General features: G+C 38.9%; 10 protein-coding genes. 7 read left to right on the top strand and 3 right to left on the bottom strand.

Annotated features, from left to right (window positions below; genetic code table 11):
- Window positions 1-181: 181 nt before the first annotated feature.
- The 3 genes from CW745_RS06550 (at window position 182) to CW745_RS06540 (ending at window position 3,220) form a co-directional block, all read left to right on the top strand.
- Window positions 182-913, top strand: coding sequence for a glutathione peroxidase (locus tag CW745_RS06550; protein ID WP_101107825.1), 732 nt, complete (start codon window positions 182-184; stop codon window positions 911-913).
- 126 nt (window positions 914-1,039) lie between these two features.
- Entirely contained in the window at window positions 1,040-2,491 is a 1,452-nt protein-coding gene (locus tag CW745_RS06545) for a dihydrolipoyl dehydrogenase (RefSeq protein ID WP_101107823.1), read from the top strand.
- Between the two features lie 435 nt (window positions 2,492-2,926).
- The gene (locus tag CW745_RS06540) at window positions 2,927-3,220 is read left to right on the top strand and encodes a GIY-YIG nuclease family protein (protein ID WP_101107821.1); all 294 of its coding nucleotides are present in this window, start codon (window positions 2,927-2,929) and stop codon (window positions 3,218-3,220) included.
- A gap of 928 nt (window positions 3,221-4,148) precedes the next feature.
- Here CW745_RS06540 and ubiA read toward each other — a convergent pair.
- Window positions 4,149-5,003, bottom strand: a complete 855-nt coding sequence (gene ubiA / locus CW745_RS06535; RefSeq protein ID WP_101107819.1) for a 4-hydroxybenzoate octaprenyltransferase — start codon at window positions 5,001-5,003, stop codon at window positions 4,149-4,151.
- The gene (locus tag CW745_RS06530; RefSeq protein ID WP_101107817.1) at window positions 4,996-5,553 is read right to left on the bottom strand and encodes a chorismate lyase; all 558 of its coding nucleotides are present in this window, start codon (window positions 5,551-5,553) and stop codon (window positions 4,996-4,998) included. The genes ubiA and CW745_RS06530 overlap by 8 nt, the downstream gene beginning before the upstream one ends.
- Before the next feature lie 76 nt (window positions 5,554-5,629).
- Here CW745_RS06530 and CW745_RS06525 point away from each other — a divergent pair, with 76 nt between their 5' ends.
- Entirely contained in the window at window positions 5,630-6,052 is a 423-nt protein-coding gene (locus tag CW745_RS06525) for a flagellar basal body-associated protein FliL (protein ID WP_101107815.1), read from the top strand.
- 53 nt (window positions 6,053-6,105) lie between these two features.
- Here the strand turns inward: CW745_RS06525 and glpG are convergent, their stop codons facing one another.
- Entirely contained in the window at window positions 6,106-7,017 is a 912-nt protein-coding gene (glpG, locus tag CW745_RS06520; RefSeq protein WP_238596720.1) for a rhomboid family intramembrane serine protease GlpG, read from the bottom strand.
- Window positions 7,018-7,915: 898 nt separating this feature from the next.
- Between glpG and CW745_RS06510 the strand changes: the two genes are divergently transcribed.
- From CW745_RS06510 to CW745_RS06500, 3 genes are read left to right on the top strand one after another with little or no spacing between them, the layout of a single operon-like run.
- Window positions 7,916-8,404: a GDP-mannose mannosyl hydrolase gene (locus tag CW745_RS06510; protein ID WP_101107811.1), complete on the top strand. Its 489-nt coding sequence runs from the start codon at window positions 7,916-7,918 to the stop codon at window positions 8,402-8,404.
- 14 nt (window positions 8,405-8,418) lie between these two features.
- Entirely contained in the window at window positions 8,419-9,831 is a 1,413-nt protein-coding gene (locus tag CW745_RS06505) for a mannose-1-phosphate guanylyltransferase/mannose-6-phosphate isomerase (RefSeq protein WP_101107809.1), read from the top strand.
- A gap of 9 nt (window positions 9,832-9,840) precedes the next feature.
- A complete protein-coding gene (locus tag CW745_RS06500; protein ID WP_101107807.1) occupies window positions 9,841-11,277 on the top strand; it encodes a phosphomannomutase in 1,437 nt (478 codons plus the stop codon).
- Window positions 11,278-11,380 lie beyond the last annotated feature (103 nt).

The raw sequence follows: 11,380 nt of genomic DNA, 5'->3' as shown, positions 1-11,380 counted from the left end.
TGGCTGAAGAGTGATGACTAGAAATAAAATCAGTATTGCAATAGCTTTTAGCTATTGAGTTGATAAATTTAAACGTCTTTACCTATTTAACTTTTTGTTTGATAATCTTTCTATCGAAACAGAGATTGTTTTAAAAAAATATCTACACTTATTAACTTTAATCTTAATATTGGAGTACAACATGCTAAATAATATCGAAGGTCAAAACATCCCAACAGTTACTTTTCCAACTCGTCAAGGAGATGAATGGGTTAATGTAACAACAGATGAACTATTTAAAGGGAAAACAGTGGTTGTATTTGCATTACCAGGTGCGTTTACACCAACTTGCTCTTCAACTCATTTACCACGTTACAATGAATTAGCTGGTGTATTGAAAAAGAATGGCGTTGATGAGATTGTTTGTTTGTCGGTTAATGACACATTTGTTATGAATGCATGGCTTGCTGACCAAGAAGCTGAAAAAATCACTGTAGTACCAGACGGTAATGGTGAGTTCACAGAAGGCATGGGAATGTTAGTAGACAAAGCTGATCTTGGCTTTGGCAAGCGTACATGGCGTTACAGCATGCTAGTTAAAGATGGCGTGATTGAAAAAATGTTTATAGAGCCAAACCAGCCGGGCGACCCGTTTGAAGTGTCAGATGCTGATACAATGCTTAACTATATTAATCCAACGGCAAAAGCGCCTGCAGCGGTTTCTTTATTTACTAAGCCGGGATGCCCTTTCTGTGCAAAAGCTAAACAAGCGCTTAAAGAAAATGATATTGCGTTTGAAGAAATTGTATTGGGTACAGATGCAACATCAGTAAGTTTACGTGCAATTTCAGGACAAACGACTGTGCCACAATTGTTCGTTGATGGTAAACATATCGGCGATAGTGACGCAGTTATCGCATATGTAAAAGGTTAATTTCTCTCGTATTCATGCTTAAGCGTGTCTTTCTTGAAAGACGCGCTTTTTTATAGCCAAAATCTAATTAATTACACTTTATTTTTAAGTTTTTTAATCAGAGCTGATGATTTGTAAGGAAAAGTAATGAAAGAAATAAATGTTGATGTAGCTGTTATCGGTGGTGGTACTGCGGGTTTAGCGTCATATCGTGCTGCCAAAGAGCATACTGAATCGGTTGTACTTATTGAAGGTGGGGTATTTGGTACGACTTGTGCGCGTGTTGGGTGTATGCCAAGTAAGTTACTAATTGCTGCCGCAGAAAGTGCTCATAGTGCACAACATACAGCACCCTTCGGTGTGTTTGTTGATGGCGATGTACGTATTGACGGCAAAAAAGTAATGCAACGAATTCGCGATGAACGCGATCGTTTTGTAGGCTTTGTTGTTGAGGCTGTAGACGGTATTAACGAAAAAGATAAGCTTATCGGTAAAGCTACTTTTGTTACTCAAACTCAATTACAAATAGATGATCATACCTTAGTGAATGCAAAACGAATTGTTATTGCAACGGGGTCGAGACCTAGTTACCCAGCCGTTTGGAATGACCTTGGCGATAACTTAATTATTAATGATGATGTTTTTAATTGGACTGATCTTCCGAAGTCTATTGCAGTATTTGGTCCCGGTGTTATTGGATTAGAGTTAGGGCAGTCATTACATCGTTTAGGTGTCGAAGTCTTAATGTTCGGGATGGGAGGACAGGTTGGTCCATTTACTGATCCTGACGTGATGGCCTATGCTCAAAAAGCCTTCTCTGATGAATTCTATTTAGATGCTGACGCCAACGTAAAAGAGATGATTCAAAAAGACGGGCAAGTACAAATAACATATATCGACAAGCAAGGTGTTGAGCAAATTAAATGCGTTGAATATGTATTAGCGGCGACAGGGCGTCGTCCGAATGTTGATAACTTAGGTTTAGATGCTATCAACCTTGAAACTGATGATCGCGGTGTTCCTATTGCAGACCCATTTACTATGCAGACATCAGTCGAAAATATATTTATAGCAGGTGATGCGAGCAATCAAATTCCTCTCTTACATGAAGCTGCAGACCAAGGAAAAATAGCGGGAAGCAATGCAGGTGTATACCCCAATATTCGTGCAGGTCTACGCCGTAGCTCAATTGCTGCCGTATTTACTGACCCACAACTAGCAATGGTTGGTTTGAGTCGTAAACAGGTCATTGAAAAACTAGGGGAGTGCGGTTGTTTCGAAACGGGCACTGTTTCCTTTGAAGATCAAGGACGTAGCCGCGTTATGTTGAAAAATAAAGGGTTACTACATATTTATGCTGAACATGGTACTGGGCGGTTATTAGGCGCTGAAATGATAGGGCCACAAGCTGAGCATTTAGCGCACTTATTAGCTTGGGCACACCAAAACCGTATGACCATTTCACAAATGCTCGATATGCCGTTTTATCATCCTGTTATCGAAGAAGGTGTCCGCACTGCATTGCGCGATCTGAATGCCAAACTGAAATTAGGTACAGCTATGATAAATCAATGTATGGAGTGTGGCCCAGGTTGTTAGGGTCGTTATTTACCCCCTAGCAGAGCGTCATTTCCGAGTTGTTTGGTTAGGAATCTCTGTGTGTCGCTAGCGCACAGAGCCTGATTCCCGAGTTTTTTTATCGGGAATCTTTGTGCATAGCTATTAGCCCAAGTAGATCCTCGATAACCCACTTCGAGGATGACGATATTTACGTGCTGCTATTCCCCCCCATATCATAACGTCATTCCCGAATTGTTTTATCGGGAATCTTTGTACGTAGCTATTAGCCCAAGTAGATCCTCGATAACCCACTTCGAGGATGACGGTGTTTAAGTGCTACTATTCCCCCCCACATCATAACGTCATTCCCGAATTGTTTTATCGGGAATCTGTGTGCTAACAAACTACTTCAAGCTAAAAGTGTTTTACCAGCTAAACTTAATCAACTGAACTTATGGCGCCTAGGAGATGTAGATGGTAGAAAAACAACCATGTACATATATGTTATCAAACAAAAAAGAGGGAGTGTTGTACATTGGTGTGACAAGCAACTTAAGACAACGTATTGCGCAACATAAAGCTGGAACTACTAAAGGTTTTAGCGAAAAATATTACTTAAAAAATCTAATCTATTTCGAGATGCACGAAACTATGTACGATGCGATCACCAGAGAAAAGCAGTTAAAACATTGGAATAGGGCTTGGAAAATAAACTTAATAAATAAACAAAATCCAGAATGGAAAGATCTATCCTCTATAATTTATTGAATTGCGAAAGAGCCTTTATACGTCATTCCGTCATCCCCAATTGCTTTATCGATAATTTCGAGGTGCTGTTATCTCATAAAAAGTCATTCCTGAGCTGTTTTATCGGGAATCTCAGTGCGTAGCTATTAGCCCAAGTAGATCCTCGATAACTCACTTCGAGGATGACGATATTTGCTTGTGGCTATTACCCCTATTCATAGCCGTCATTCCCGAGTTGTTTTATCGGGAATCTTTGTACGTAGCTATTTGCTAAACAGATCCTCGATAACCTACTTCGAGGATGACGGTATTTGCGTGTGGCTATTACCCCTATTCATAACTGTCATTCCCGAATTGTTTTATCGGGAATCCCAGTGCGTAGCTATTTGCGTAATTAGATCCTCGATAACCCACTTCGAGGATGACGATATTTGCGTATAGTAATTATCCTATTCATAACTGTCATTCCCGAATTGTTTTATCGGGAATCCCAGTGCGTAGCTATTTGCCTAATTAGATCCTCGATAACCCACTTCGAGGATGACGATATTTGCGTGTGGCTATTACCCTGACATAAAACGTCATTCCCGAATTGTTTTATCGGGAATCCCAGTGCGTAGCTATTTGCGTAATTAGATCCTCGATAACCCACTTCGAGGATGACGATATTTGCGTGTGGCTATTACCCTGACATAAAACGTCATTCCCGAATTGTTTTATCGGGAATCTTTGTACGTAGCTATTTGCTAAACAGATCCTCGATAACCCACTTCGAGGATGACGATATTTGCGTGTGGCTATTACCCTGACATAAAACGTCATTCCCGAATTGTTTTATCGGGAATCCCAGTGCGTAGCTATTAGCTAAGCAGATCCTCACCCACTTCGAGGATGACGGTGTTTACGCGCAGTTATTACTCAAAGCGACTACATGAGTGATTTTTTTACTTCACAAATAACTTAAAAATAACGACATAAAGATAACAAAACCAACATGGTTATTATCTAAAAAAGCCTTGAAACAGGCTTGCTTGTCACGATCTTTAATCGCTATCTGTTGTTTAATAAACAGCACTAAGGTGATCAATAAACCAATATAATAGAAAACCCCAAGTTGCTCAGATAACCCTAGCCAGAGCAGTAATAGCAATGTTGTTATTTGCAATAAACCAATGATCAACTTGTCATTTTTACCAAATAAAATTGCGGTCGATTTAATGCCTATTTTTAAATCATCATCACGATCAACCATTGCATACATGGTGTCATAGGCAACAGTCCAAAGTAGGTTGATAATAAACAGTAACCATACAATTAGTGCTAACTCTCCAGATTGAGCTGCATAGGCCATTGGGATAGCCCAGCTAAAAGCCATTCCTAAAACGAGTTGCGGTAAATGGGTAAAACGTTTCATAAACGGGTATGAAAAGGCCAGTAATAACCCTACTGCAGAGAGCTGTATAGTTAGCCAATTTTGCGTTAATACCAGTAGCAAAGCGCTGAGCCCTAATAGAACAAATAAGATGATAGCCTCGCGACTGGTTGCTCGGCCTGAAGGCAATGGTCGGTGTTGAGTGCGCGTCACAGACCCATCTACCTTCCTATCTGCAAAATCGTTGATCACACAGCCGGCACTTCGCATGATAAAAACCCCGGCAATAAATACAATTAGCACACTTAAATCGGGCATACCTTTGGCTGCTACCCATAATGCCCATAAAGTTGGCCATAAAAGTAATAAGGTACCAATAGGTTTATCGATACGCATTAACTGTGCATAGGCGACTAATTTATTTTTATTCATTGTAAATACCAGAGGCCGGTAAAAAAAGCTCACTCACTAATAGCGGTTTATTTTGCAGATAGAAAAGTGATCGCCTTGCCCATAAAGAATGATTTGCAGGTTGACCTAAATCGCTAACTAATTGATGGAAAAAAGAGCCTTTTTCAAATTCTGTAACCTCAATTTGTCCTCGAAGCATACTTGGATCTTGAAACAATATTGTTCCCAGTGACTGCTCTCCAATCTCGGCTAATGCCAACTGTTGCTCGGTGAGTGTAGAAAAAGGGATCTCTGTCTGCGCGAGTACCACGGGCTTATTATTACAATGTAAAAAAACCTCGCGTACTAATATTTTTTCCTCCTGTTTAAAAAGAGGAGATAAGTACTTATTTGGTGTTACATTTAGCTGTTGCTTTATCTCTACTGAAAAGCTCTTAAAATGGGTTTCTAGTTTTTGGGTCAGTGAGTTGTGATCATAGAGCCAAGTTGCAATATTATCTGCACAGTGTGGCGGTTTAGTTTCGGAAAACCAATGTGTTAACGCACCTAAGGGAAGAATGTTATTACGCATGAAAACCTTTACAAACAGGAAAAAAAAGTAATTGTTTGCTATTGTATCACCATTACATTAGTTAAAGGAAAAGACCATGTGGAAAAGAGCGCTGTTATGTGTGCTTTGTTTGTTGTTCAACTCATCATTTGTATTAGCTGATGAAGAAGCTACAGGTGAGGGGGAGGCGGTACAAAATGATTATCAATACTTCTCACTCGAACCAGACATTATCACCAACTATATAAAACCGGGTAAACGTATCGGTTTTGTTCGAGTAACAGTAGAGCTAATGGTTAAATCAAAAAGTAATTACGCATTAATTGATGAGCATGAGCCTCTCATCAGAGATAAGATTATTGCTATTTTTGGCCAACAAAATGAGGCAATGGTAAAGTCGATTACCGAACGAGAAGGGATACGTGCTCGTTGCTTAGAAGAGGTTAATCAATTGCTGTACACCGAGACTGGCAAAAAACCATTAGAAGATGTGCTCTTTACCAAGTACTTATATCAGTAATTTTCTCTTTTAGGGTTTATATACGGCCTGGAATTTGGCCGTATATAAATAGATTATAATTTTAATTTAGAAACCACAAAAGCCAACAATAAACCTGCTAACAATCCAACTAAGTGGGCATAGTTGGCCACATTCATTGGTAAAACATCGATAAATCCTAATGCTAACCAGCCCAGTAAAAATGCGAAATATGAGTTGGGAAGATTTACAATACTGTTTTTATTAAGCATGCCAAATAACCAGCAGTAACCCACCAAACCATAAACAACACCACTTAGCCCACCAAAATAGGGGCCGACTAAAAAATATTGCGCAAGATTTGAGGCGATAGCGCTAAACAGGAAAAGCAATAATAGGCGCTGTTTACCTTGTTGCTTCTCAACCACACCAGCAAGTTGCCACCACCAAAGTAAATTAAAGACGATATGTAGTGCGCTAAAATGTAAAAAAGCAGGGGTAATAAAGCGCCAACTTTCTGAATAATCAAAGGGTTGATAAGTAAAAAATGCCAATCCCGATTGCATCGGCTGGAACATACCAAGCGTATTTAGCGCATAAATAACCACACAAAACAGAAAAACAGACAGCGTTAGCCAACCAGCATGGTCAATAAAGTTTCTCACTAAGTGTGAGTTTGCGTAAGCAAGTTCAGAGCGAGGAGTGTCAGTATTTCCCGTTTCCCAGCTAGCAGACAAGTATTTTTCTTGATTAGGGTTTTCTAAAAAAAGCGCTAATTCGGCTTGCGCTCTCTCAACTTGAGTAAGGTCATTTAACACTACGTGGTAGTGAAAACTATCATGTTCGATACTATTAGATATTTGCAACTGTGATAAATAGTCCGAGAAAGCTTGCGCAATACGTAGGTTTTGGAATTGATGAAGTACCATGGTGACCTCTAATTTTTTTAATTGTTTTATTAGTAAAAGATATTTTTTCTCTTGGTTAAGTATGTTGAGTAACAGCATTGAGCTCTATAATCCATTTTCGCAAGTGAATATTCCTTTTGCGCCTTGAAATGCACCTTCTGTTATCTCGACTTGATCGCCTTTTTCAAATAACGATTTAGTATCAGCCTCAAATTCATTCAGACGATGGCAAATCTGCTATAATTCAGAAACAAGCGCATCGGATGCTTTGCCATCTGCCCTCCAAAACGGATAAAACTATTCACGCCACGCGTAGAGCGTAAGCTATTAAAATTACAATTATCTTGCTCAAGGTGAACAAATAGATAACTAGGAAATAAAGCCTCTGTAGCTAATACTTTCTTTCCTCGTAATAGCTTCTTTTTTTGATTTTTGGGAAAAAGAGGTGATCCCCTGATTGTGTAAATGCTGAAAAGCACGTTCCTCTTCCCGACTTTTATAATACACAATAAACTATTGTTTGCTCATTAATCGTCTGCTAGCTATATATTTTCAATGCAATATGTTACGGGATAGTCCAAAAACTCACTAGTTGTTTCTATAAATTCAGATAAATATAAGGGTTATTGTATTGGGACTTGGTTAATGGTGATTACTATTACTGATATCGTTAATAAAGTCTCGCCACTCATCTTAAGCAAATAAAATATAAAGAGAGTCTGTCAGCATGGTAATTTTAGTCAAAGTACGATAAATTACGCGCTCAAAATTATGAAATTAGATACTGGCTTTTATAAAACCAAGTGGCGGTAGCGTGGTTGAATTTAAAATATTTTTAGGGGCTTTAAATAAGTGAGTTAATACTTAGGCTTTACAATGATGATAAAACTGTTGTCTCAAAATAAAATAAATATGTGTTGCTGACTTTGCTGAGCTAACTAGAAAAACGAATAACCACACATTTTTATTTAATATAACGTTTAAGAGAGTGCACCCAATGTTACCACTAGATACCTTTAAATCTATCATAAAAAATACCCCTCTCGTATCGATAGATCTAGTTGTTTATAACCAAAAGGGGGAGGTACTTCTAGGTAAACGCAACAATCGTCCTGCACAAGGTTATTGGTTTGTACCTGGTGGGCGCATTCTTAAAGATGAATCGATGGCTGAGGCTTTTAAACGCTTAACCTTAAATGAGTTAGGCACTGAGTTTACAATATTAGATGCGCAACTAATCGGTCCATTTGACCATTTTTATACAAATAATCTAACAGGTGAAGATTTCAGCACACACTACGTAGCGCTTGGCTATCGTTTGACGATTGATGACGAATTATTAGCATTACCAACGAAGCAACATAATGACTACAACTGGTTTGGTGTAGAGCAACTACTTGAACATCCGCAAGTACATAAGCATACGCGTTGGTATTTTGAGCCGTATGCTAAACAGACAGTTCTTCGTCGTAAATTTTTAAAATAGATTAGGGATTCAATATGATTTTACCCGTTATTATGGCAGGCGGCACCGGTAGTCGATTATGGCCACTTTCACGTGAGCTTTATCCAAAGCAATTTTTAACAGTCACCGGTGAGCAATCAATGTTGCAACAAACCGTTGCTCGTTTAGCTGATATTGAGCATACTGCGCCGGTTTTAATCTGTAATGAAGAACATCGTTTTATTGCTGCTGAACAAATGCGTTTGGCCGGATATGAACATGGGGGGATCATTCTTGAACCGGTTGGCAGAAATACCGCACCTGCTATCGCACTTGCTGCGCTTCAAGTAGTTAACAATGTATCCGAGGGCGAAGATCCTATATTATTAGTGCTTGCTGCTGATCATATTATTGAGAATACAAGTGCATTTCAAGAATCAGTTCAAAATGCATTGCCATTTGCACAAAGTGGGCAGCTGGTAACATTTGGCATCGTACCTACAGCACCAGAAACAGGTTATGGATATATTAAATCTGGTGAACAAAATGGTAATGCTTACTCGGTGAGCGAGTTTGTAGAAAAACCAAATTTAATGACAGCAGAAACTTACATAGCTGAGGGGGGGTACTATTGGAACAGTGGTATGTTCCTGTTGAAAGCAAGTCGTTACCTTGAAGAATTAGAAAAATTCGCACCAGAGATGTTAGATGTCTGTAAACGCGCGATTGCAGCGCCATCAAAAGACCAAGAGTTTGTACGTGTCGATAAAGCTATCTTTGAAACTTGTCCAAATGACTCTGTTGACTATGCGGTAATGGAGAAAAGCGATGATGTTGTCGTTGTGCCGATGGATGCAGGTTGGAGTGATGTTGGTTCATTCTCTGCATTGTGGGATGTATCAGTAAAAGATGAAAATAAAAACGCAATTAATGGTGATGTGATCACTGTTGATTCTACGAATAATTATATTTATGCAGAAAACAAATTAGTATCAACGGTCGGTGTTGATAACCTAGTCATTATCGAGACTAAAGATGCCATTTTAGTCGCGCATAAAGATAAGGTTCAAGATGTAAAAAGAGTTGTTAATCATTTAAATGCATCTGAGCGAACTGAAGCGAAATTACATCGCGAAGTTTATCGACCATGGGGTAAATACGACTCAATTGACACGGGTAAACGTGATCAAGTTAAACGCATTACCGTAAAACCGGGTGAAAAGCTATCAATTCAAAAACATCACCATCGCTCAGAGCATTGGATTGTTGTTTCTGGCACCGCAAGTGTACTTAACGGTGACAAAACTATTTTAGTTACAGAAAATGAATCAACCTATATCCCTCTTGGAACAATACATGCCTTAGAAAACCCAGGCAAGATTCCGCTGGAAATGATCGAAATTCAAACAGGTAGTTACCTAGGTGAAGACGATATAGTTCGATTTGAAGACCGTTATGGACGAGCCTAAGGTAATAAAATGCTAAATAATTCAACTTTAATAAGTTCAAAAGTCATTGCTGAAAGCGGTGTTGCATTTGGCACAAGTGGTGCTCGTGGTTTAGTCACTGAGTTCAGTCCCGATGTATGTGCCGCGTTTGCTGTTGCTTTTATTGCTGGCATGAAAAACAATTTCAATTTTGAAACTGTAGCTATCGCTATTGATAACCGTCCTAGTAGTTATGCCATGGCACAAGCATGTGTTGAAGCACTAAAACAATTGGATATCGAAACAGTATACTACGGCGTAGTTCCAACACCTGCCTTGGCATACGTTGCTCAAGAATATGCTATGCCAGCCATCATGGTAACTGGCAGTCATATTCCTTTTGATCGAAATGGTCTTAAATTTTACCGCCCAGATGGTGAAATTAGCAAAGCTGATGAGCAAGTGATTATTAATGCACTGGTTGAATTTATAGCATTAGATAAATTGCCTGAGCTAATTACGAATAATTATGCCGCAGAAGAATATATTAACCGTTACACGTCTCTGTTTGACTCGCCTTGGTTAACTGGTAAACGTATCGGTATTTACGAACACTCTAGTGCAGGTCGCGATCTATATTGCCGAATCTTTGAAGCGCTAGGTGCTGAAGTAATTGCGCTAGAGCGTAGCGATAAATTCGTGCCTATTGATACAGAAGCGGTTTCAAAAGAAGATACTCTAAAAGCAATAAATTGGTCTAAAGAACATAACCTAGATTTAGTATTCTCAACAGATGGGGATGGTGACCGCCCATTAGTATCGGATGAAAATGGAAACTGGTTGCGAGGAGATATTCTCGGTTTGTTAGCTGCCGAAGCATTAAATATAGAAGCATTAACAGTACCTGTTAGTACTAATACAGCAGTAGAATTAAGCCAGAAATTCAAGCATGTTGAAAGAACAAAAATTGGCTCACCTTATGTCATTGCTGAATTTGCTACTTTAGCTAAAAAATTTAGTTCAGTAGCTGGCTTTGAGGCAAATGGTGGCTTCATACTCGGTAGTGATGTGCACTTGGGTGGTAAGTCATTAAAAAGGTTGCCGACTCGCGATGCTATTCTTCCTGCTATTATGTTACTGGTTGCCGCAGGTGATGGCGTTATTTCAAGGTTAGTAAATACTTTACCACAGCGCTTTACGCATAGTGACCGTATCCAAAATTTTGCAACAGAAAAAAGCCAAGCAATTATTGCTCAAGGACAGCAGGAACCTGCAAAATTAATGTTACAATTAGGCTTTGAAAATTTAGAGATTAAAAATGTTGATCAAACTGATGGTTTAAGAGTTACATTAGCAGATAATAGCGTTATTCACCTTCGGCCATCTGGCAATGCGCCAGAGTTACGTTGTTATGCTGAAGCTTGTACCTATGCTCAAGCATATGAGATTGTTTTGAAAGCACTGCAAAATATACAAAAATTTAATTAACCAATTAACCAATTAACTAATTGGACTTTCAGGTTCAGCTCTAAATATTAGTTGTATTAATATAATTCGTTAAGAGAAAGTTTCAATAAAATAAATTTATTAG

The organism is Psychromonas sp. psych-6C06, assembly GCF_002835465.1.
Classification (GTDB): domain Bacteria; phylum Pseudomonadota; class Gammaproteobacteria; order Enterobacterales; family Psychromonadaceae; genus Psychromonas.
This window is presented reverse-complemented; position numbering and strand designations above follow the sequence as displayed.